Origin of the sequence: Pseudomonas sp. Irchel s3a10 (assembly GCF_900187525.1) — a bacterium.
GTDB classification, from domain to species: Bacteria; Pseudomonadota; Gammaproteobacteria; order Pseudomonadales; family Pseudomonadaceae; genus Aquipseudomonas; species Aquipseudomonas koreensis_G.
In genome coordinates this window covers 39,682-59,634 of record NZ_FYDR01000001.1, presented here as the reverse complement: position 1 = coordinate 59,634, position 19,953 = coordinate 39,682, and the positions used below count along the sequence as shown (strand labels likewise).

The 19,953-nt window shown below is 62.5% G+C and carries 20 protein-coding genes; 12 read left to right on the top strand and 8 right to left on the bottom strand.

Features of this window, described 5'->3' with window-relative positions:
- Nucleotides 1–6: 6 nt before the first annotated feature.
- From CKW11_RS00290 to CKW11_RS00270, 5 genes are read right to left on the bottom strand one after another with little or no spacing between them, the layout of a single operon-like run.
- The gene (locus CKW11_RS00290; protein ID WP_095135387.1) at nt 7–1,029 is read right to left on the bottom strand and encodes a GlxA family transcriptional regulator; all 1,023 of its coding nucleotides are present in this window, start codon (nt 1,027–1,029) and stop codon (nt 7–9) included.
- 50 nt (nt 1,030–1,079) lie between these two features.
- Complete coding sequence (locus CKW11_RS00285; protein ID WP_095135385.1) at nt 1,080–2,198, bottom strand: agmatine/peptidylarginine deiminase; 1,119 nt, start codon at nt 2,196–2,198, stop codon at nt 1,080–1,082.
- 47 nt (nt 2,199–2,245) lie between these two features.
- On the bottom strand, nt 2,246–3,349 hold the full coding sequence (locus CKW11_RS00280; RefSeq protein ID WP_095135383.1) for an extracellular solute-binding protein: 1,104 nt from the start codon (nt 3,347–3,349) through the stop codon (nt 2,246–2,248).
- Between the two features lie 2 nt (nt 3,350–3,351).
- Nucleotides 3,352–4,260, bottom strand: coding sequence for an N-carbamoylputrescine amidase (gene aguB / locus CKW11_RS00275; protein ID WP_095135381.1), 909 nt, complete (start codon nt 4,258–4,260; stop codon nt 3,352–3,354).
- Between the two features lie 3 nt (nt 4,261–4,263).
- Nucleotides 4,264–5,316 (bottom strand): agmatine/peptidylarginine deiminase, encoded by a 1,053-nt coding sequence (locus CKW11_RS00270; protein WP_095135379.1) that lies wholly within the window; start codon nt 5,314–5,316, stop codon nt 4,264–4,266.
- A gap of 135 nt (nt 5,317–5,451) precedes the next feature.
- On the opposite strand from CKW11_RS00270, the gene CKW11_RS00265 reads away from it, so the two are divergent.
- Complete coding sequence (locus tag CKW11_RS00265; protein ID WP_095135377.1) at nt 5,452–6,339, top strand: LysR substrate-binding domain-containing protein; 888 nt, start codon at nt 5,452–5,454, stop codon at nt 6,337–6,339.
- On the opposite strand, the gene CKW11_RS00260 is transcribed toward CKW11_RS00265, so the two are convergent.
- The gene (locus CKW11_RS00260) at nt 6,321–7,481 is read right to left on the bottom strand and encodes a radical SAM protein (RefSeq protein ID WP_095135375.1); all 1,161 of its coding nucleotides are present in this window, start codon (nt 7,479–7,481) and stop codon (nt 6,321–6,323) included. The genes CKW11_RS00265 and CKW11_RS00260 overlap by 19 nt on opposite strands.
- A 74-nt stretch (nt 7,482–7,555) precedes the next feature.
- Nucleotides 7,556–8,500 carry a LysR family transcriptional regulator gene (locus tag CKW11_RS00255; RefSeq protein WP_095135373.1) on the bottom strand — a complete coding sequence of 315 codons (945 nt, stop codon included), beginning with the start codon at nt 8,498–8,500 and terminating at the stop codon, nt 7,556–7,558.
- Nucleotides 8,501–8,622: 122 nt separating this feature from the next.
- Between CKW11_RS00255 and CKW11_RS00250 the strand changes: the two genes are divergently transcribed.
- The 7 genes from CKW11_RS00250 to phnE all read left to right on the top strand — a co-directional run bounded on the left by CKW11_RS00250 (nt 8,623) and on the right by phnE (nt 13,755).
- Entirely contained in the window at nt 8,623–9,021 is a 399-nt protein-coding gene (locus CKW11_RS00250) for a RidA family protein (RefSeq protein ID WP_095135371.1), read from the top strand.
- A 75-nt stretch (nt 9,022–9,096) separates the two neighbouring features.
- Nucleotides 9,097–9,654 carry a helix-turn-helix transcriptional regulator gene (locus CKW11_RS00245; protein WP_095135369.1) on the top strand — a complete coding sequence of 186 codons (558 nt, stop codon included), beginning with the start codon at nt 9,097–9,099 and terminating at the stop codon, nt 9,652–9,654.
- Between the two features lie 77 nt (nt 9,655–9,731).
- Nucleotides 9,732–10,322, top strand: a complete 591-nt coding sequence (locus tag CKW11_RS00240) for an HD family hydrolase (protein WP_095135366.1) — start codon at nt 9,732–9,734, stop codon at nt 10,320–10,322.
- A gap of 190 nt (nt 10,323–10,512) precedes the next feature.
- The gene (locus CKW11_RS00235) at nt 10,513–11,376 is read left to right on the top strand and encodes a putative selenate ABC transporter substrate-binding protein (protein WP_095135363.1); all 864 of its coding nucleotides are present in this window, start codon (nt 10,513–10,515) and stop codon (nt 11,374–11,376) included.
- Nucleotides 11,373–12,170, top strand: coding sequence for a phosphonate ABC transporter ATP-binding protein (locus CKW11_RS00230; RefSeq protein WP_095135361.1), 798 nt, complete (start codon nt 11,373–11,375; stop codon nt 12,168–12,170). Before CKW11_RS00235 ends, CKW11_RS00230 begins: the two co-directional genes overlap by 4 nt.
- Nucleotides 12,164–12,991 carry an ABC transporter permease gene (locus tag CKW11_RS00225; protein ID WP_095135360.1) on the top strand — a complete coding sequence of 276 codons (828 nt, stop codon included), beginning with the start codon at nt 12,164–12,166 and terminating at the stop codon, nt 12,989–12,991. The genes CKW11_RS00230 and CKW11_RS00225 overlap by 7 nt, the downstream gene beginning before the upstream one ends.
- Complete coding sequence (gene phnE, locus CKW11_RS00220) at nt 12,988–13,755, top strand: phosphonate ABC transporter, permease protein PhnE (protein ID WP_095135358.1); 768 nt, start codon at nt 12,988–12,990, stop codon at nt 13,753–13,755. The genes CKW11_RS00225 and phnE overlap by 4 nt, the downstream gene beginning before the upstream one ends.
- Nucleotides 13,756–13,765: 10 nt before the next feature.
- On the opposite strand, the gene CKW11_RS00215 is transcribed toward phnE, so the two are convergent.
- Nucleotides 13,766–14,539 (bottom strand): AraC family transcriptional regulator, encoded by a 774-nt coding sequence (locus CKW11_RS00215; RefSeq protein WP_095135356.1) that lies wholly within the window; start codon nt 14,537–14,539, stop codon nt 13,766–13,768.
- Between the two features lie 200 nt (nt 14,540–14,739).
- Here CKW11_RS00215 and CKW11_RS00210 point away from each other — a divergent pair, with 200 nt between their 5' ends.
- From CKW11_RS00210 to CKW11_RS00195, 4 genes are read left to right on the top strand one after another with little or no spacing between them, the layout of a single operon-like run.
- Complete coding sequence (locus CKW11_RS00210; protein ID WP_095135354.1) at nt 14,740–16,368, top strand: APC family permease; 1,629 nt, start codon at nt 14,740–14,742, stop codon at nt 16,366–16,368.
- Between the two features lie 22 nt (nt 16,369–16,390).
- Nucleotides 16,391–17,317 (top strand): 4-hydroxyproline epimerase, encoded by a 927-nt coding sequence (locus tag CKW11_RS00205; RefSeq protein WP_095135352.1) that lies wholly within the window; start codon nt 16,391–16,393, stop codon nt 17,315–17,317.
- 50 nt (nt 17,318–17,367) lie between these two features.
- Nucleotides 17,368–18,315: a dihydrodipicolinate synthase family protein gene (locus CKW11_RS00200; protein ID WP_095135350.1), complete on the top strand. Its 948-nt coding sequence runs from the start codon at nt 17,368–17,370 to the stop codon at nt 18,313–18,315.
- A gap of 58 nt (nt 18,316–18,373) precedes the next feature.
- Nucleotides 18,374–19,951 (top strand): aldehyde dehydrogenase (NADP(+)), encoded by a 1,578-nt coding sequence (locus CKW11_RS00195; protein ID WP_095135348.1) that lies wholly within the window; start codon nt 18,374–18,376, stop codon nt 19,949–19,951.
- The last annotated feature ends 2 nt before the right edge of the window (nt 19,952–19,953 follow it).

Below are 19,953 nucleotides of genomic sequence, written 5' to 3'. Positions count from 1 at the left end.
CTCGGTCTATTTGACCAGGCGTTTTTCCCTGGACGGTCGATAGCCGAAAAACGCGCTGTAGCATTTGCTGAAATGGCTCGGCGAAACGAAACCGCAGGCCACCAGCACTTCCATCTGCGACAGCTCGGTGTGCTGCAACAGGCGCCGGGCTTCGGTGATGCGCAGTTCCAGGTAGTAACGCTGCGGTGTGGTGCCCAGTTGCTCCTTGAACAAGCGCTCCAACTGCCGCCGCGAGCGACCGGCGTACACCGCCAGTTGCTCCAGCTCCAGCGGTTCCTCGAGGTTGGCGTCCATCAGTTTGACCACCTCACGCAACGGTGCGCTGACGCAGAGGTTTTCATCCGGTTTGATCCGCCGGTACCGCGACTCCTCGAACGCCAGAATGTCCTCGATGCCTTCGACCAGCGCCTTGCCGTGCAGGCCCTTGATCCAGTCCAGCGCCATATGGAAAGCCCCGGACGGACTCGACGCCGTGAGCCGGTCGCGATCGATCACATAAGGTTCGCTGCTGACCTGGGTGGCTTTGGCAATTTCCGTCAGCGCGGGGCGATGCTCCGGGTGAATCGCGCAACGATAGCCATCGAGCAGCCCGGCGCGGCCGAGAAACCACGCACCGTTCCACAAACCGGCCAGACTGACGCCGCGCTCCGCTGCCGAGCGCAGCAGGCTGATCAACTCCTCACCCGCCTTCAGCTCGGTGCGGTAGCCGCCGCACACCACCAGCAAGTCCAGATCCACAAAGCTGGCCATATCAATTCGCGCATCCGGGCGAATCACCAGCCCCAGATCGCTGATCACTTCACCCTCGCCCAAACCGAACGTGCGCGAGCTGAACAGTTCGGCGCGCAACAGGTTGGCGGTGATGATGGTGTCCAGCGCCTGGGTGAAGGCCGGCAGCGAAAAGTGTTCCAGCAGCAGAAAACCGGTGCGGGTGATGCGGGTCTCGGCGGATTGCTCATTCAGATAGCGGAGGTTTTTACCCTTCATGCCTCCGCTGAATTGACGTCGTTCGATCAAGGTCTGGCCCATCGGTCATGTTGTTATGCGCCGATAGTTGGCTCGATGGGCCAAAGAGTCAATCACGCTTGTGGCTGATGACTGGTCACGCAGTGAATCCCGCCGCCGCCGGCAGCGATCGCATCGATGTTCAGCAGCTCGACTTTGCGCTCCGGGTACAGCTTCGACAGCAGGTCATAAGCCTTTTTATCCGCCTCCTTGTCGCCGAACTCCGGTGCGATGATCGCGCCGTTGATCACGAAATAGTTGATGTAACCCGCAGCGAAATCCGGGTTGTTCTGGTTGAACTTGCTCTTGCGCGGCTTGAGCGGCGGCGAAATCGTGTGGATCTGCAGTTTGCGACCATCAGCGTCGGTGGCTTTCCTGAGAGTTTCCAGGTGCGCCAGCGTGACCTGGTGATCGTAGGATTCGGGGTCGTTGTCGAGGTTGGCAATGACCACACCGGGCTTGATGAACCGCGCATAGAAATCAACGTGGGCGTCGGTGATGTCCTTGCCCTTGATGCCCGGCAGCCAGATGATTTTTCGCAGGCCCAGACGTTCCTTCAATTCAGCCTCGACATCGGCCTTGCTCCAGCCGGGATTGCGGTTGCTGTTGATCCAGCTGCTTTCGGTCATGATCCCGGTACCGTGACCGTCGACTTCGATGCCACCACCCTCGCCCACCAGTTCACTGCGCAGGTAGGTCGCCTGGGCGTCGGCGGCCACTCGTGCAGCGATTTTCGCATCCTTGCTGTGCCGCTGTTTGTCGCCCCAACCGTTGAAATTGAAGTCGACCGCGCCGAGCCCGCCCTTGTCGTCGATGACAAAATTGGCGCCGATGTCACGCATCCAGATGTCGTCGAGCGCGGCGGTCACGTAGGTGACGTTGCGGGTGCCGCAATATTCTTCGGCAAGGCTGCGTTCGCCACTGCGACACAACACCGTGAGCGGCTCATAACGGGCAATGGTGTGGGCGATGCGACCCAGTGCTGCCTGCACATCCGCGGTGAAATCTTCCCAGATCGCATCCTGTGCGCCGAAAGCAATGAAGGCGCGCTCGTGCGGGTCACCCTCGTCGGGCATGAACCAATCTCCCGCGCTGGCCGCCAGCAGTTTGCCCGGCGCCAGGCCAAGGCCCATGGCTGCGCTGACACCTGCCACGACCGATACCTGTTTGATGAATTCACGACGCGTCGACATATCTGGTTTTCCTTAAAAGAGCCGGCGACCGGGCGCCGGCCGTTGGATCATGGCTGAGTGGCGGTTTTGAATTTGGTCCAGGTGCGCATGCGGGCGCGCATATCAGCCTGAGGAATGTCCTTGCCCGGGATCAATCGAGCATAGGTCGCCTCGTCGAGGTAGATGTCCGGGTTGTTGCGCATCGCCGCATCGACGCTGTCCCGCGCCTTGGCGTTGGAAGTCGGGTAACCGGTGAAGTTACTGATCGCCGCCATGTTCTGCGGGCGCATCACGAAGTTGATGAACGCGTAGGCGTATTCCGGGTGTTTCGCATCGACGGGAATCGCCATGGTGTCCATCCACACCGTGGTGCCTTCGCGAGGGATGCGGTACTCGAACCGGGTGGTCTTGCCGGCACTGTCCGAGGTGCGTTGGGCCTGGGTCATGTCGCCGCTGTAGCCCAGCGACAGGCACAGGTTGCCGTTGACCAGATCGGTCACCGGTTGTGACTGAAACTTGCGCACATAAGGCCGCAACTTCATCAGCACCTCACTGGCCGCCGCCAGATCCGCCGGTTTCGCGCTACGCGGATCGCGCCCCAGATAATTGAGCACCACTGCCAGCACTTCGTCCGGCGAGTCGATCAGCGAAATGCCGCAGTCGGCAAACTTCGCCGCCAGCTCCGGTTTGAACAGCATGTCCAGGCTGTTGACCGGCGCGTCGGCCACGCGCTGCTGGATCTGCGCCGCGTTGTAAGTCAAGCCGATGGTGCCCCAGGTGTAGGGCACGGTGGCCTGGCTGGAGTGCTCGTAATGGCTGCGCAATTTCTGCAAACCGGGTTCGATGTCGGCCAGCGCCGTCAGCTTCGATGGGGCCAGCGGCATCAGGCTGCCGGCGCGCATCAGGCGCTCGGCGACGGTGTCGCCGGGGAAAATCAGGTCATAGCCGCTGCCACCTGAAAGCATCTTCGCTTCGAGGGTTTCGCTGCCGTCCATGACATCGTAGATCACCTTGATCCCGGTTTCGGCGGTGAAGCGACTCAGGGTGTCTTCGGCAAAATAATCGGCCCAGTTGTACAGCCGCAGGGTTTTGTCCTCGGCGTGCAGCGACGGGATCACGCATGTCAGCGCCAGACCCAGCGCGCCCAGCAATCTTTTGTGGTGCGTAGCCATGTTCAAACCCCTTGAGCGTTCCAGCGTGCATGGAGGTGGCGACCATCCTGACTGAGCAGCGCGCCGTACATGTCCGGCCTGCGGTCGCGGTAAATGCCCCAGCTCAGGCGCTCTTCGCGCATCGCATCGAGATCGAGGCTGTGCACCAGCACGCCCGTGCTGTCGCGATCGGCTTCGGCCAGCAACTTGCCCTTGTGATCGCTGATGAACGACGAACCGTAGAAGCTCATCTGCAGCGACGGATCGGTGCTCGCCACTTCGCGCCCGACCCGGTTGGCCGCCACCACCGGCAGCAGATTGGCGGCGGCATGGCCGCGCATGGTCATCTGCCAGTGGTCGCGAGAATCCAGCGCCGCGCAGCCCGGCTCGGAGCCAATGGCCGTAGGGAACAGCAACACTTCAGCGCCCATCAACGCCAGACAACGCGCGGTCTCGGGAAACCATTGATCCCAGCAGATACCCACACCGAGGCGGCCGAATGCGGTGTCCCGGACTTTGAAGCCGCTATCGCCGGGGCTAAAATATTCCTTCTCCTGATAGCCGATGGCGTTGGGGATGTGGGTCTTGCGGTACACCCCCGACAGGCGCCCGTCGGCATCGGCCACGCTCAACGAATTGAAGAAGGCGTTGCCGGCCCTCTCGAACCAGCTCAGCGGCAGCACCACGCCCAGCTCTTTGGCCAGCGCGGCGAAGCGCTGCAGCACGCGGCTTTCGCGATACTCCTCGGCCAGCGCCAGATGTTTGTGGCTCTGTTCGATGCAGAAATACGGCGTGGCGAACAGCTCCTGCAACAGGATCACCTGTGCGCCCTTCTCGGCGGCCTCACGCACCAGTTGCTCGGCCTGATCGAGGTTGCGCGGCAGATCCCAGGTGCACGGCATCTGGGTGGTGGCGATGGTCAGATGGCTCATCACTCAACCCTCCACTGGCCAGGCGGGTTGCTGCTGGGTGATGCAATGCACCCCGCCTCCGCCATGGGCCAGATGATTGATGCGCACCGGCACCACTTCGCGTCCGGGGAATGCCTGCACCAGCACCTTGGCCGCCGCCTCGTCGGCCTCGATGCCGTAGGCCGGCATGATGATCGCGCCGTTGGCGATGTAGAAATTGGTGTACGAGGCGCAGAACACTTCGGCGTCGCTGTCCACCGCTTCGCTGGCTTCGTAGAGTTCGATCAGCTCGAATTTGCGGCCCTGTGCGTCGGTGGCCAGTTCCAGTGCACGACGGTTTTCGCGCACCACTTCGGCGTACACCGAGCTTTGGTCATGCGTCGCATCCACCAGCAATACCCCGGCACGGGCGAAGGCGCAGACGCCATCGACGTGGCCGTCAGTCATGTCGCCGGTGACGTAATCCGGATCGCCCGGCAGCCAGATGGTTTTCTTCACACCGAGCAGGCGGCCGAAGATTTCTTCCATCTCAGCCTTGCCGATGCCCGGGTTGCGATTGGGATTGAGCAACACCGACTCGGTGGTGATCAGCGTGCCCTCGCCATCAACGTGAATCGCCCCGCCCTCGTTGCTCAGCGGCGTGCCGAAACATTCCAGCCCCAGATGATTGAGTGCGCGCCGCGCGAGGCTTTCGTCCAGCTCATGCGCCGACTTGCCGCCCCAGGCGTTGAAGCGCCAGCTGACACCGGCCAGCCCTTGTTGTGGGTGGCAGACGAAGCTTGGGCCAGAGTCGCGGCACCAGCTGTCGTTGACCGCCAGCGGGATCAGCTCGATGTTCGGCCCGCACAGGGCTTTGGCGCTCGCTAGCGCCGAAGGGTCCACGACCATTTTCACCGGTTCGAAGCGCGCGATGGCGTTGGCGACTCGGGCGAAATCTTCCTGCACCAGAGGCAAAGTCACGCGCCACCCCGACTCCCACAGCGCCTGGTTATGCGGCCAGACCATCCACGTCGCCGCGTGCGTCACCCATTCGGCAGGCATCATCCAAGCGTTGCTGTTATTCTCGTTGCGCGGCATGACAAGCACCTCTCGATAAAGCCATTGTGTTCAATGGAAATTGCCGGGATTTGGCGTGAGGTGAATGCTACGGCGCTGAAATCGCAGCAACAAACGATGGATTTAGCGCACAACTGATTAGAGGAACTTATCGATATGCTCAAGCACTGGCCGCCGCTCAGTTCCCTGCGCGGCTTCGAAGCGGCTGCGCGCCTTGGCAGTTTTCACAAGGCGGCCGATGAGTTGAGCCTCACTCAATCGGCGATCAGCCAGCAGATTCGCAGTCTCGAAGCGTACCTCGAACAACCTCTGTTTTTTCGTAGCGGCCGCAGCGTCGCGCTGACCGACGCCGGCCACGATCTGCTCAGCACCACCCAGGCGATGCTGCAGCAACTGGCGGTCGGGATCCGGCGTTTGGGGCAATATCAGAAGCCCAACCAACTGGTGCTCAACACCACGCCGGCGTTCGCCCGGCACTGGTTGGTGCCGCGTCTGGCGGATTTTCGGCGCCAGCATCCACAGGTCGATCTGTGGATTTTCAGCACCGATGAAGTGCCGGACATGGCCACGCAAACCATCGATCTGGCGGTGCGCGACGACATCAGCTCCCAGGCTGAATGCAGCTTCAAGGTGCTGCATGCCGACCGCCTGTTTCCGGCGTGTCATCCCAGCGTTTTGGCGCAGCCCGCTGCGCAGCGCACCACCCTTCACGGTGAGCGGGAAATGGACTGGAGCCACTGGGCGGTGGAGGCCGGCGTCGATGTCGGGCAGCAGGATCAGGGGCTGAATTTTTCCGATCCAGGCCTGCTGCTCGATGCCGCTGCGGCGGGGCTGGGGATAGCGCTGGTCAGTCAGTTGCTCAGCCGTCAGGCGCAGGAAAACGGGCTGTTGCAGCCCTTGGTGGAGCAAACTATTCGTGGCCCGAACTGGGCGCTGCTGACCCATCGCGACAGCGAGAATGACCCGATGGCGCGATGCTTCAGTGAATGGCTTTCAAGCCAACTGGCGGGACCTGATCCGCACGATCAGACGACCGTGAGATAACCCGCACCGAGCCGGCCTTCCAGACGACCGAACAGCACGTAATGCTGATATCCACTGGTGAACGCACCCGTGGAAATCGCGTTTTTGACGTCCTGGTTCATATGCAGGTATTGCGCTTCGTCGAAGTTATCCGCACTGACTTCACCGGTTCGCCCAAGCTTTTCGCTTTCGACCGGCATCCCCATGATCGTGCGCCGCTGGAAGTCGATAATGCGGTTGACGGCGTGACTTTCCAGCGGCCCCCGATTGGATTGCGTCGAGTAGATGTGCAAGCCGTTTTTTGCGCAGCGATTGCACATGTCGACGCAATTTTTCTGGGTGGACTTCAGGCCGGTCAATTGCGCCAGAGGCATATCCAGATACTTGCCGACCTGGTATTCGGTCTGATTGAAAACGGAACAGCACAAAACGGTATTGCCGTTGCAGTCAAGCACCAGCCAGTCATCCTTGAGCGAGCACGCCTGCTTGGGATACTGACGGACCAGATTGACCAGATCGTCGAAGGGCGGCAGCGCCAGCCTTTTCAGGGTTTCATGATCGGTATCCGTCACCGAAGGGTCGCGTTCGATCAGCGCCAGCGTTTTCTCCAGCGGCATCATCACTGAATACCCGGTGGAGAACTCGAAACCCAGACTCTGGCTGAATTCGCGCATCAGCCCTTCTTCTTCCATGTTGTCCAGATAACGGTGGTAGTAAACCTCGATGCGCGTACTCAAGCCATGTTGCTGCTTGAGTTCATGCAGTTTGATCATGTTGGCTTTGACCACTTCAATGTCGCCGCCCACGTGCCCCTGCCGGTAAGTCTCCTGGTAAAACCCGGACAACGAAATACGGAAGAACCACGGGTTGGCCAGCATGGCGGTTTCCATGTTCTTGGCCAGGTTCAAGTTGGAGCTGATACCGCTCTGTAAACCAGCGGCATTGATGATCTCGACAAACTCACCGATTCGCGGATGGATCAACGGCTCGGTCCAGTTGTACAGAAAGATCGTCTCGACCCCTTCGTTGCGGGCCTTCTCGACGATCTTGCGGAACATGTCGACTTGCATGGCTTTCTTGAAGTTGACGTTTTCCGAGTTGCCCATCGGGCACGAAGGGCAGCTTAAATTGCACGCGCCGACAATATCGATGTACATGTTCATGACGGGTGACGCTCCTTGAGTGAATAGCGGTGCATCCACAGCTGGCGACTGTCATGGTTGGCATTATTCGTTAGTTATTTGACAGTCCCGGAGCGCGGCTCAGCAAGTTCCGGGCCATTGCCATGGTGCGCCATCAATTCCACGATCCAATTGATAAATACCCTTAGCTTTTGGCTGATATGCCGGTTCGGCGGGTACGCCACATAGAGCGGCATCGGCTCAAGTTGCCAATCCTCGAACAGCGGCACCAACTCGCCCCGGGCCTGATGCGCATGCGACATGTACCTGGGTAACCACAGCACGCCCATGCCGGCCAGACCTGCCGCAAGGTAGGCGTTGCCGTCATCGACGGCGAGCACGTGGCGGCCCTTGATGTGCAGGTGTTCGCTGCCATTGTGCAAGGCGTAAGGCACCGGTTTGCCGGTGCGCGCCCAGAGAAAACCGACCACCCGATGATGCGAGTCTTCCAGCTCGCGTGGATGCTGCGGCGTGCCGGCGCGGGCCAGGTAACTCGGCGCGGCGAAGACCCCGAGTTGAAGATCGGCCACCCGCCGCGCCATCAGTGACTGGTCGAGCAATTCGCCGCCGCGCACCACGCAGTCAACGTTTTCATCGATGATGTCGACGATGCGGTCGCTGACGCCCATGTCGATCTGAATATCCGGATAACGCGCATGAAACTCAGGCAATGCCGGCACCAGAATCAGCCTCGCCAGCGGGCTCGGCACATCTACGCGCAAGCGTCCTCTGGGCAATGCCGAGGCGCCGGACAGACTGGTTTCGGCGTCGTCCATATCGGCCAACAACCTGATGACCCGCTCGTAATAGATCGCGCCATCGGCAGTGACGTTGACCTTGCGCGTGGTGCGGTTGAGCAACCTGACCCGCAGCCGGGCTTCCAGCTGCTGGACGAGCTGAGTGACGGTGGTCTTGCTCATGTGCAAGGTCTCGGCCGCCTTGGTGAAACTGCCCGCCTCGACCACCCGGGCGAACGCCTGCATTGCATCGAAACGGTCCACTTTGCGCCCTCGGATTGTTTGGAATCTGCAAACAGTGAACGCCAAGCTTGCGCGTTTATCGCCACTGCGCAAGTCCCTACAGTCACTCCATCAACAACCACCAAACAATGATGGAGACACCCATGACCCAGCGCGACGTCGTTTTCCCGCCAGCCCGCCATGCGCTTTACGAGCGCCATCGCTATTCGCCGGCGATTCGTTCCAACGGTTTTCTGTTCGTCTCGGGGCAAGTCGGCAGCCGTGAAGATGGTTCACCCGAGCCGGAGCTGCAGGACCAGGTGCGCCTGGCCTTCAACAATCTCAATGCGATCCTCGATGCCGCCGGTTGCAGCTTCGCCGACGCGGTGGACGTCACGGTGTTCATGATCGATCCGCAATCGACCTTCGAAACCATCTGGGAAGTGGTGCCGGAGTTCTGGGGCAGCGCACCGTATCCGACGATTACTGCGGTGGGCGTGACCTGGCTGGCCGGGTTTCAGTTCGAGATCAAGGTGATTGCCAAGCTGCGCGAAACGGCCTGATCGTCCGGCGGATTTGCACCAGGGGTCGGCAGTCTTCAGACTGTCCGGCCCGCTTGCCTTTGCTCGACAACCGCCATGTCAGACCTGTTATTGAAGCCCGCCCTGCCCGGTATCGCCCTGCGACGCTGGCGCCTGCTGCATCGCGTCAAACAGACTCACGCGGCGCAGTTGTTCAACGTCACCCAGTCGACCATTTCCCGCTGGGAAAGTGGTGTGCAGGCGATGGAACCTGCCGCGCAGCAACAGCTGGAGCGCTTGCTGGCTGCGCGCCTGGACAGCGCCGCCGATCAGGTATTGGCGCGTCTGGTCGGGGAAAGTCAGCGGCCGATGCACCTGATCTGCGACCTCACCCATCGTCTGCTCGCCTGTTCCCCTGCGCGTGCTGCCGAGTTCACCCGACCCTTGAGTACGTTGCTGGGGCAGTCGCTGTGGCGCTTCGCAACGCCGGAAATTGTGCTCAGAGAGTCGGCCCTGGCAACCAGCGGTTGGCACGAGATTCAGGCGCCGCCAGCCGTGGAATTCAGCACCGGCAGCAATGCCTCCGACCTCGTGCCGATCCGCCCCGGCCGGTGCCGCTGGACGCGCATTGCGCTGTCCGACGGCAGCGCCGCGCGGCTGGTGGAAACACTCTGAACGCATATTTTATGCGTGGACGCCAAGCCCCTGCGGTTCTAGGCTGAGCTTTTCGGCGTAATCAGCCAGGCAGACACGTGAACCTCGAAATGATCAAGGGCCGCCTCGAATTCCTGCGCGAAGCAGAAAAACTCAAGGACGTGCTGCGCAGCGCGCACACCTCCAGCGGCCGCACCGAAAGCACCGCCGAACACAGCTGGCGCCTGTGCCTGATGGCGATTGTTTTCGCCGATCAACTGGCCGGCCTCGACCTGCTCAAAGTCCTGAAGATGTGCGTGATTCACGATTTGGGCGAAGCCATCAATGGTGACATTCCAGCGGTCAATCAGGCCGCGTTCCCCGACAAGGGTGAACAGGAACGCAACGATCTTCTGCTGCTGACCGGTGCGCTCGATGAGGCGCTGCGCAGCGAAATTCTGGCGCTGTGGGACGACTACGAAAATGCGCAGTCCGCCGAAGCCAAAGCGGTCAAGGCACTGGATAAACTGGAAACGCTGCTGCAACACAACCAGGGGCTGAACCCGGCGGATTTCGATTACGGCTTCAATCTGGGCTACGGCAAGAAGTACACCAGCGCCGACCCGGTCTTCGCCACCCTGCGTGAGCTGATCGATCAAGACACGCGACAGCGCATCAGCGACGGCCAAAACGGCAACGAGCGATCCTGAATCAGCTGTTTTATCCCGGATCAATCCACTGGCAAGAAACGCGGAGCAAAACATCACCCGATACCCGCGCTGGTCTTTGGCTACGCGGCTGCGTATAACCTCGCCGTTTCGTCTAACCTGATTGAGCGCCCGCGCGCGACACCGCGCCCGGTGGCGCTTAGAATGCGACGCTCATGAAACGGAGATTTCCATGCTCAAACGAACCCTGGCACTGACTGCTGGTCTGGCCCTGTCTTTTTCCGCTCTGGTGGCGCATGCCGCCGATGTGTTGCGGGTCAGCGCGATTCCCGACGAAGCCCCGACCGAATTGCTGCGCAAGTTCGAGCCGCTCGGTGCGTACCTGGAGCAGCAGTTGGGCATGAAAGTGCAGTTCGTGCCGGTGGCCGACTATCCGGCGGTGGTCGAAGCGCTGGCGACCGACCGCCTCGACATGGCCTGGCTGGGCGGTTTCACCTTTGTTCAGGCACGCCTGAAGACCGACGCCACCACCCCGGTGATCCCGCTGGTGCAGCGCGAGCAGGACGCGCAGTTCACCAGCAAATTCATCACCGCCGACCCGAACGTGAAGAGCCTGGCCGACCTCAAAGGCAAGACCTTTGCCTTCGGCTCGGTGTCGTCCACCTCCGGCAGCCTGATGCCGCGTTACTTCATGCTGAAGAACGACAACATCAAACCTGAAGCCTATTTCAGCCGCGTCGCCTATTCCGGCGCGCATGACGCCACTGTCGCCTGGGTTCAGGCCGGCAAGGTCGATGCCGGTGTGCTGAACGCCAGCGTCTGGCAGAAACTGGTGGACGCCGGCAAGGTCGACACCAGCAAGGTCAAGGTTTTCGCCACCACCCCGGCCTACTTCGATTACAACTGGACCGTGCGCGGCACCCTCGACCCGGCGCTGGCGGCAAAGATCAAAAAAGCCTTCCTCGACCTCGACCCGGCCAACCCCGAGCAGAAGAAGATTCTTGATCTGCAGGCGGCCAGCCGCTTCATCGACACCAAGCCCGAAAACTACAAGGGTATCGAGGAAGCTGCTCGCGCTGCCGAACTGTTGAAATGACCCTGAGCCTCACACAAGCCCGTCTGCACCACGCCAACGGAGTCGATGCGCTGCGTGGCGTCGACCTGCAGATTGGCGCTGGTGAACAGGTGGCGATCATCGGCCCGTCCGGGGCCGGCAAATCCAGTCTGTTGAACTTGCTGGCCACCGCATTGCGCCCCAGCAGCGGTGAAATCGAGGTGCTGGGCGAACGCCCTTGGCACCTCTCCGCCCGTCAACGGCAACGCCTGCGCGCACGTATTGGCCTGGTGCATCAGGCACCGCCGCTGCCGCCGCGCCAGCGCGTGGTGACGGCGGTGCTGGCCGGCAAACTCGGCCAGTGGAGTTTAGCCAAGAGTCTGCTTAATCTGCTGCATCCCACGGATATTCCCGGCGCCCGTGCGGCCCTCGCCCGGCTGGATCTGAGCGACAAACTCTTCGCTTACTGCCAGCAATTGTCCGGTGGCCAATTGCAGCGCGTGGGCATTGCCCGGGTGCTGTATCAGGCACCGGAGATTCTGCTGGCGGACGAACCGGTGTCGGCGATGGACCCGGTACTCGCCGGGCACACCCTGTCGATCCTCTCGCAGCACGCCCGGGCACATAACGTCACGCTGGTGGCGAGCCTGCATGCGGTGGAACTGGCGCTGGCGCACTTTCCGCGCATCATCGGTTTGCGCGACGGCCAGATCCTGTTCGACAGCCCGGCCGAACAGGTCAGCCGCGAGATGCTCGATACGCTGTACGCCAACGAGCAATTGCAAAGCCCGACGACGCCCAGTGCACCGTTGATTGTGCAGATCCCGCGATGCTGAGGGCCGATTCACGCGACCCGGCCGCCGCGCCGCGATTGTTGCTGACCCTGCTGGCGATCGCCTTGCTGTGGCCGGGCATCCAGCTCAGCGAACTGAACCTTGGCGTGCTGCTGCACAGCGACAGCCAGACCGAAATGGGTCGTTTCATCTCCGGATTCTGGCCACCCGCGCATGACCACGATTTTCTTCAATTACTGCTCAAGGCCACCCTGCAAACCCTGGCCATCGCCACTGCCGGCATGGCCCTGGCGCTGCTGCTGGCGGTGCCGGCCAGCCTGATTGCCAGCCGCGCACTGTCATTGTCTGCCGCGTCCCGCAGCGGCATTCCCAGTCGGCTCGGGCGCTTGTTGCGCTGGCCGGTACGCGGCCTGCTGATCTTCTTGCGCAGCGTGCCCGAGATTGTCTGGGCGCTGCTGTTTGTACGGGCCGTGGGCCTCGGCCCGGCGGCGGGTGTACTGGCGATCGCCATCACCTACAGCGGCATGCTCGGCAAGGTCTACGCGGAGATTTTCGAGTCCACCGACCAGCGTCCGGCGCATGCCTTGATGCAGGCCGGCAGCGGACGGCTCGCGGCGTTCACCTACGGGATTCTGCCGAATGTCGCGGCGGAGCTGCTGTCGTACACGGTGTATCGCTGGGAGTGCGCGATTCGTGCCTCGGTGGTGATGGGGTTTGTCGGCGCTGGTGGCCTCGGCCAGCAGATCGACCTGTCGCTGCGCATGTTCGCCGGCGGTGAAGTGGCGAGCATGTTGCTGACGTTCCTGATTCTGGTGCTCGGCGCCGACCAACTCAGCCGCCTGCTGCGCTGGAGGCTGACATGAATCGCCTGATCAATCTGTTGCTGATTGTCGGCATTGGCGTCGCGGTCATCGCCTCGTTCGGCTACCTCGAACTCGACCTCGGTGAACTCGGCAGCGCCACCAGCCTCAAGCAGATGGGTGCCTATGCGCAGCGCTTTCTCAGCCCGGACCTGAGCGCCACGCATTTTCAGGCGATCCTCAAGGGCGCGCTGGAAACCCTCGCCATGTCGGCCCTCGGCACCCTGCTCGCAGCGGTGTTCGGCATCCTCCTCGCGCTGCCCGCCGCCGGGCGTTTCGGCTGGCCGCTGCAAAGCGCTTCGCGCCTGCTGCTCAACGGCCTGCGAGCGATTCCGGAACTGGTGTGGGCGGCACTGATGGTGCTCGCCGCCGGCCTCGGCCCGAACGCCGGCACCCTGGCGCTGGCCTTGCACACCACCGGCGTGCTCGGCCGGTTGTTCGCCGAAGCGCTGGAAAACACCCCGCCGGAACCGGCCGAAGCGATCCGTTTGCAGGGCGGCAACCCGGTGCTGGCGTTCTGCTACGGCACCCTGCCCAACCTTGCCCCACAATTGCTCGCGTATTGCCTGTATCGCTGGGAAAACAACATCCGCATGGCCAGCGTGCTGGGCTTCGTCGGTGCCGGGGGTTTGGGGCAGATGCTGTATGTCAGCCTCAGCCTGTTTCAGGAAGCGCAGGCGAGCACGGTGATTCTGGCGATGCTGATTCTGGTGCTGGGCGTGGATTCGCTGAGTGCCTGGAGCCGGCAGCGCTGGGTCAAGGCCTGACGCGCAAGCCTCAGGGCGTTGTCGCCAAGCGATACTGGCGCGGGGTAAATCCGGTCGAAGCCTTGAACTGCCGGGTGAACGCGCTGTGGTCGGTATAGCCGCACTGCAGCGCCACTTCGGTGATCGGCAACTCGCCGTGCAACAGCCGATGCGCATGCTCAAGACGGACTTTCTGGATCATCTGCCGCGGCGTCAGGTGGAACACGCGCTTGCAGTAACGCTCCAGTTGCGCCACGGAAATCCCGGCGATGCGCGTCAGTTCGCCGAGGCTGACGCGGCTGGCGAAATTCGCCCGGATGTACTCGTCCACCGCCGCCAGTCGCTGATACGCCGGATGGGTTTCGCTAGCGGTTTGCAGGTCGACGGAAATTCCCGCCAGGCCGATGATCCGGTTGTCGCGGTCGTACAGCGGACGCTTGTGGGTCAGGCACCAACCCGGTTCGCGGCTGCCGTACAGATGCAGCTCCAACTGATCTTCCAGCACAAATCCCTCTTCCAGCACGCGCCGATCCTGCTCGGTGTAGCCCGGGCCCAGTTGCGCCGGAAACACCTCGGCGCTGGTCTTGCCCAGTAACGGTCGCAGGTCTTTCAAACCGCAGCGCTGCACCAGCGTGCGGTTGGCCATGACGTAGCGCGCCTGCAGATCCTTGATGAAAATCGCCGCGTTGGGAATCACGTCGAGCATCGGCAACAGCAGCGCCACGCCGGCGAGCAGATCGTCGAGGCTCTGCGGTCGGCTCGCTTCGTTGTGCTGGCTCAGGATCGCAAACGCGTTCTGCGGCATGCCTCTCATTCCCCACTCGGCTTTATCACTTGCACGCAGATTGCCCCATGGCCGACAGCCTGTCGAGCCGGGCCTTTGCCGTTGGCCATTGTGCTGATTTCGTCATCGTCACCGGCAAAAAACATCAATCGCCCATCGCCTGATCAGTTCACTGTAGCGCCACTGCACGCCCCTCCAACAACCAACAAGAAGGCGACGCTATGACAGGCCAAGGCAAGTTCAAGAAACAACTTTCACTGATAGACCTCACGTTCATCGGGCTGGGGGCGATCTTCGGTTCGGGCTGGTTGTTCGCCGCCAGTCACGTGTCAGCCATCGCCGGCCCGGCGGGGATCTTTTCCTGGCTGCTCGGTGGTTTCGCCGTGTTGCTGCTGGGCATCGTCTACTGCGAATTGGGCGCCGCGTTGCCCCGTGCCGGCGGTGTGGTGCGTTACCCGGTTTACTCCCACGGCCCGCTGCTCGGCTACTTGATGGGCTTCATTACGCTGATCGCGTTTTCCAGCCTGGTGGCGATCGAAGTGGTCGCCTCGCGGCAATATGCGGCGGCGTGGTTTCCCGAGTTGACCAAGGTCGGCTCCAGCGACCCGACCGTGCTCGGCTGGTTCGTGCAGTTCGGGCTGTTGTGCCTGTTTTTCCTGCTCAATTACCGCAGCGTGAAGACCTTCGCCATGGCCAACAATCTGGTCAGCGTGTTCAAGTTCATCGTGCCGCTGCTGGTGATTGGCGTGCTGTTCACCTTCTTCAAACCAGCAAATTTCGAGGTGCATGGCTTTGCGCCGTTCGGTCTGTCCGGCATCGAAATGGCCGTGTCGGCCGGCGGGGTGATCTTCGCTTATCTGGGCCTGACGCCGATCATTTCCGTGGCCAGTGAAGTGAAGAACCCGCAACGCACGATCCCGATTGCGCTGATCCTGTCGGTGCTGCTGTCCACCGCGATCTACGTGCTGCTGCAGACTGCTTTCCTCGGTGGCATTCCGACTGAAATGCTCGCCAATGGCTGGGCCGGCGTCGCCAAGGAACTGGCCCTGCCGTACCGTGACATCGCCCTGGCACTGGGTGTCGGCTGGCTGGCGTATCTGGTGGTGGCCGATGCGGTGATCTCGCCCAGCGGCTGCGGCAACATCTACATGAACGCCACGCCACGGGTGATCTACGGCTGGGCGCAGACCGGGACCTTCTTCAAGATCTTCACCCGCATCGATGAAAAATCCGGCATCCCGCGCCCGGCGCTGTGGCTGACCTTTGGCCTGTCGGTGTTCTGGACCCTGCCGTTCCCGTCGTGGGAAGCGCTGATCAACGTAGTCTCCGCCGCGCTGGTATTGAGCTACGCGGTGGCCCCGGTGACGGTCGCCGCACTGCGCCGCAACGCGCCAGACATGCCGCGTCCGTTCCGGGTCAAGGGCATGGGCGTGCTTGGACCGCTGTCGTTCATCATCGCCGCGCTGATCGTCTACTGGTCGGGCTGGAACACCGTGTCGTGGTTGCTCGGCCTGCAAATCCTGATGTTTGTCATCTACCTGTTGTGCGGGCGCATGGTGCCGACCGCGCACCTCAACCTCGGCCAGCAAGTGCGCTCGTCGGCGTGGCTGATCGGCTTCTGCGCGTTAACCATCGTCCTCTCCAAGCTCGGCAGTTTCGGTGGTATCGGCGTGCTCAGCCATCCGTTCGACACGGTGATCGTCGCGGTTTGCGCACTGGGCATCTACTACTGGGGCGCGGCCACCGGCGTACCGGCACACCTGATTCGTCTGGAAACCGAAGACGACGAAAACGAAGCCGCTGAATCCTCCACCCATTCGGCAGCGGGCCAACGCCCGGCTCACGCCTGACGTTCACTGAAGGAACGCGTTCATGAAACGACTGCACATCATCGATTCCCATACCGGCGGCGAACCCACGCGTCTGGTGATGAAGGGCTTCCCCGAGCTGCCCGGCAACAGCATGGCCGAGAAGCGCGATGCCTTGCGCGAGGGCCACGATCAATGGCGCCGCGCCTGCCTGCTGGAACCACGTGGCAACGACGTGCTGGTCGGTGCGCTGTACTGCGCGCCGGTGTCGCCGGATGCCACCTGCGGGGTGATTTTCTTCAACAACGCTGGCTACCTCGGCATGTGCGGCCACGGCACCATCGGCCTGGTCAACTCGCTGCATTACCTGGGGCTGATCGAACCGGGCGAGCACCAGATCGACACACCGGTCGGCCCGGTCAGCGCCACCCTGCACGATAACGGCACGGTGACCCTGGGCAACGTCCCGGCCTGGCGCTACCGCAAACAGGTGCCGGTGGACGTGCCCGGCTACGGTCGCGTGTTCGGCGACGTCGCTTGGGGCGGTAACTGGTTTTTCCTGGTCTCCGAACACGGCCAGGACCTGCAGATGAGCAACGTCGAAGCCCTCACCGATTACACCTGGGCGATGCTCAAGGCTCTCGAGGCCCAGGGCATTCACGGTGAGGACGGCGCGCTGATCGACCACGTCGAACTGTTTGCCGATGACGCCCACGCCGATAGCCGCAACTTCGTCATGTGCCCGGGCAAGGCCTACGACCGCTCGCCCTGCGGCACCGGCACCAGCGCCAAACTCGCCTGCCTGGCCGCTGACGGCAAACTCGCCGAGGGCCAGGTCTGGACGCAAGCGAGCATCACCGGCAGCCAGTTCGAAGGGCGCTTCGAATGGCATGGCGAACGCGTGCGCCCGTTCATTACCGGCCGCGCCTACATGACCGCCGACGCCACCCTGCTGATCGACGAGCAGGATCCTTTCGCCTGGGGCATCTGAGTGCCCCCGCTTTCTACCGATCTGAATGAATGTCCCGAGGAGCTACAACAATGAGCGATAACATCTTCACTGGCTGCATTCCCGCGCTGATGACCCCGTGCACCGCCGCGCGCAAACCTGATTTCGACGCACTGGTGGCCAAGGGTCGCGAGCTGATCGATATCGGCATGAGCGCGGTGGTTTACTGCGGCTCGATGGGCGACTGGCCGTTGCTGACCGAGGCTGAGCGTCAGGAAGGCGTGGCGCGTCTGGTGGCCGCCGGGGTGCCGACCATCGTCGGCACTGGCGCAGTCAACAGCCGTGAAGCGGTGTCCCATGCCGCGCATGCGGCGAAAGTCGGCGCCCATGGCCTGATGGTGATTCCACGTGTCTTGTCCCGTGGTGCCTCGGCCACCGCACAAAAAGCCCACTTCGCCGCGATCCTCAACGCCGCCCCGAACCTGCCGGCGGTGATCTACAACAGCCCTTACTACGGCTTCGCTACCCGCGCCGACCTGTTCTTCGAACTGCGCCGCGAACACCCGAACCTGATCGGCTTCAAGGAGTTCGGCGGTGGCGCCGACTTGCGCTACGCCGCCGAAAACATCACCTCGCAGGACGATGCCGTGACCCTGATGGTCGGTGTTGATACGCAAGTGGTGCACGGTTTCGTCAACTGCAACGCCACCGGCGCGATCACCGGCATCGGCAACGCCCTGCCGCGCGAAGTGCTGCAACTGGTGGCGCTGAGCAAGCAAGCGGCCAAGGGCGACGCCAAGGCCCGGCGCCTGGCGCGCGAACTGGAAGCGGCGCTGGCAGTGCTGTCGTCGTTCGATGAAGGCTGCGATCTGGTGCTGTATTACAAGCACCTGATGGTGCTCAACGGCGACCATGAGTACGCCCTGCACTTCAACGAAACCGACGCCCTCAGCGATGCCCAGCGTCGTTACGCCGAGACCCAGTACGCGCTGTTCCGCCAGTGGTACAAAAACTGGTCCGCCGAACAGAACCTCGCCTGACCGCAGCCCCTGCCCCGGTGTGATGCCGGGGCTTCACCTCTTTTATCAAGGAAGCGCCATGACTCTGACAGGCCACATGCTGATCGGCGGCCAAGCCATCGCCGGCAGCCGTGAAGCGATCCGCGCGATCAATCCCGCCACTGACACGGTGCTGAAACCCGCTTACGCCAGCGGCAGCGCTGAGCATGTCGAACAGGCCTGCGCACTGGCGTGGCAAGCGTTTGATCGTTATCGCGAGACCTCCCTGGAGGCGCGCGCCGAATTTCTCGAAACCATCGCCAATGAGATCGAAGCCCTTGGCGATGCGCTGATCGACCGTGCCGTGGCCGAAAGCGGCCTGCCACGCGCACGTATTCAAGGCGAACGCGGGCGCACCTGCGGGCAACTGCGCACCTTCGCCCGCACCGTGCGTGCCGGTGAATGGCTGGATGTGCGGGTCGACCACGCTCAGCCCGAACGCCAACCCGCTGCGCGTGCGGATCTGCGCCAGCGGCAGATCGCGCTGGGGCCAGTGGCCGTGTTCGGCGCCAGCAACTTTCCGCTGGCCTTCTCGGTAGCCGGCGGCGACAGCGCTTCGGCGCTGGCCGCCGGTTGCCCGGTGATCGTCAAGGCGCACAGCGCGCATCCCGGCACCAGTGAACTGGTCGGCCAGGCGCTGGCTCGCGCGGTGAAAAAATGCGGTTTGCCTGAAGGCGTGTTTTCGCTGCTGTTCGGCTCCGGTAACGAGGTCGGCATTGCGTTGGTCAGCGATTGGCGCATCAAGGCGGTGGGCTTCACCGGTTCGCGCAGTGGCGGCCTCGCCCTGAGCCGAGCAGCGCAGGCGCGGCCGGAACCGATTCCGGTGTATGCGGAAATGAGTTCGATCAATCCGGTGCTGCTGTTTCCCGCAGCGCTAGCCACTCGCGGTGAGGCGTTGGCGCAGGGCTTCGTCACCTCGCTGACTCAGGGTGCCGGGCAGTTCTGTACCAATCCCGGGCTGGTCATTGCTCGCCAAGGGGCGGCGCTGGACGCTTTCATCGCCGCTGCCGCCGAAGGGGTCCAGCGCAGCCCAGCGCAGACCATGCTTACGCCGGGGATTTTCCGCGCCTATTCAAGCGCGGTCGCCGCGTTGGCCGAACATCCTCAGGCGCACCGCGTGGCGAGCGGTCTCGCGACTGAAGAACCGAACCAGTGCCAGGCGCAATTGTTCGTCACTCAGGCGCAGGACTTCCTCGCTGACGCACGCCTGCAAGGTGAAATCTTCGGCGCCGCGTCGCTGATCGTACAGTGCGCCAACGACGATGAAATCCGTCAGGTCTGCGAGCACCTCGAAGGCCAATTGACCGCCACCCTGCACCTGGATGACGCCGATCTGGATCACGCCCGGGCCTTGTTGCCGACACTGGAACGCAAGGCCGGACGTCTGCTGGTCAACGGCTGGCCGACCGGGGTCGAAGTGTGCGATGCGATGGTGCATGGCGGGCCGTTCCCGGCCACGTCGGATTCGCGCAGCACCTCGGTCGGCACGGCGGCGATCCTGCGTTTCCTGCGTCCGGTGTGTTATCAGGATTTTCCCGACAGCCTGCTGCCGCAGCCGCTGAAACAGGCGAATCCGCTGCAATTACGGCGCTTGCTCGACGGTCAGAGGGAAGCCTGAAC

What these genes read in the sequence shown, in the direction of transcription:
- CKW11_RS00290 (WP_095135387.1), bottom strand. Translation starts at nt 1,029, where the DNA reads ATGGGCCAGACCTTGATCGAACGACGTCAATTCAGCGGAGGCATGAAG.
- CKW11_RS00285 (WP_095135385.1), bottom strand. Translation starts at nt 2,198, where the DNA reads ATGTCGACGCGTCGTGAATTCATCAAACAGGTATCGGTCGTGGCAGGT.
- CKW11_RS00280 (WP_095135383.1), bottom strand. Translation starts at nt 3,349, where the DNA reads ATGGCTACGCACCACAAAAGATTGCTGGGCGCGCTGGGTCTGGCGCTG.
- aguB (WP_095135381.1), bottom strand. Translation starts at nt 4,260, where the DNA reads ATGAGCCATCTGACCATCGCCACCACCCAGATGCCGTGCACCTGGGAT.
- CKW11_RS00270 (WP_095135379.1), bottom strand. Translation starts at nt 5,316, where the DNA reads ATGCCGCGCAACGAGAATAACAGCAACGCTTGGATGATGCCTGCCGAA.
- CKW11_RS00265 (WP_095135377.1), top strand. Translation starts at nt 5,452, where the DNA reads ATGCTCAAGCACTGGCCGCCGCTCAGTTCCCTGCGCGGCTTCGAAGCG.
- CKW11_RS00260 (WP_095135375.1), bottom strand. Translation starts at nt 7,481, where the DNA reads ATGAACATGTACATCGATATTGTCGGCGCGTGCAATTTAAGCTGCCCT.
- CKW11_RS00250 (WP_095135371.1), top strand. Translation starts at nt 8,623, where the DNA reads ATGACCCAGCGCGACGTCGTTTTCCCGCCAGCCCGCCATGCGCTTTAC.
- CKW11_RS00245 (WP_095135369.1), top strand. Translation starts at nt 9,097, where the DNA reads ATGTCAGACCTGTTATTGAAGCCCGCCCTGCCCGGTATCGCCCTGCGA.
- CKW11_RS00235 (WP_095135363.1), top strand. Translation starts at nt 10,513, where the DNA reads ATGCTCAAACGAACCCTGGCACTGACTGCTGGTCTGGCCCTGTCTTTT.
- CKW11_RS00230 (WP_095135361.1), top strand. Translation starts at nt 11,373, where the DNA reads ATGACCCTGAGCCTCACACAAGCCCGTCTGCACCACGCCAACGGAGTC.
- CKW11_RS00225 (WP_095135360.1), top strand. Translation starts at nt 12,164, where the DNA reads ATGCTGAGGGCCGATTCACGCGACCCGGCCGCCGCGCCGCGATTGTTG.
- phnE (WP_095135358.1), top strand. Translation starts at nt 12,988, where the DNA reads ATGAATCGCCTGATCAATCTGTTGCTGATTGTCGGCATTGGCGTCGCG.
- CKW11_RS00215 (WP_095135356.1), bottom strand. Translation starts at nt 14,539, where the DNA reads ATGCCGCAGAACGCGTTTGCGATCCTGAGCCAGCACAACGAAGCGAGC.
- CKW11_RS00210 (WP_095135354.1), top strand. Translation starts at nt 14,740, where the DNA reads ATGACAGGCCAAGGCAAGTTCAAGAAACAACTTTCACTGATAGACCTC.
- CKW11_RS00205 (WP_095135352.1), top strand. Translation starts at nt 16,391, where the DNA reads ATGAAACGACTGCACATCATCGATTCCCATACCGGCGGCGAACCCACG.
- CKW11_RS00200 (WP_095135350.1), top strand. Translation starts at nt 17,368, where the DNA reads ATGAGCGATAACATCTTCACTGGCTGCATTCCCGCGCTGATGACCCCG.
- CKW11_RS00195 (WP_095135348.1), top strand. Translation starts at nt 18,374, where the DNA reads ATGACTCTGACAGGCCACATGCTGATCGGCGGCCAAGCCATCGCCGGC.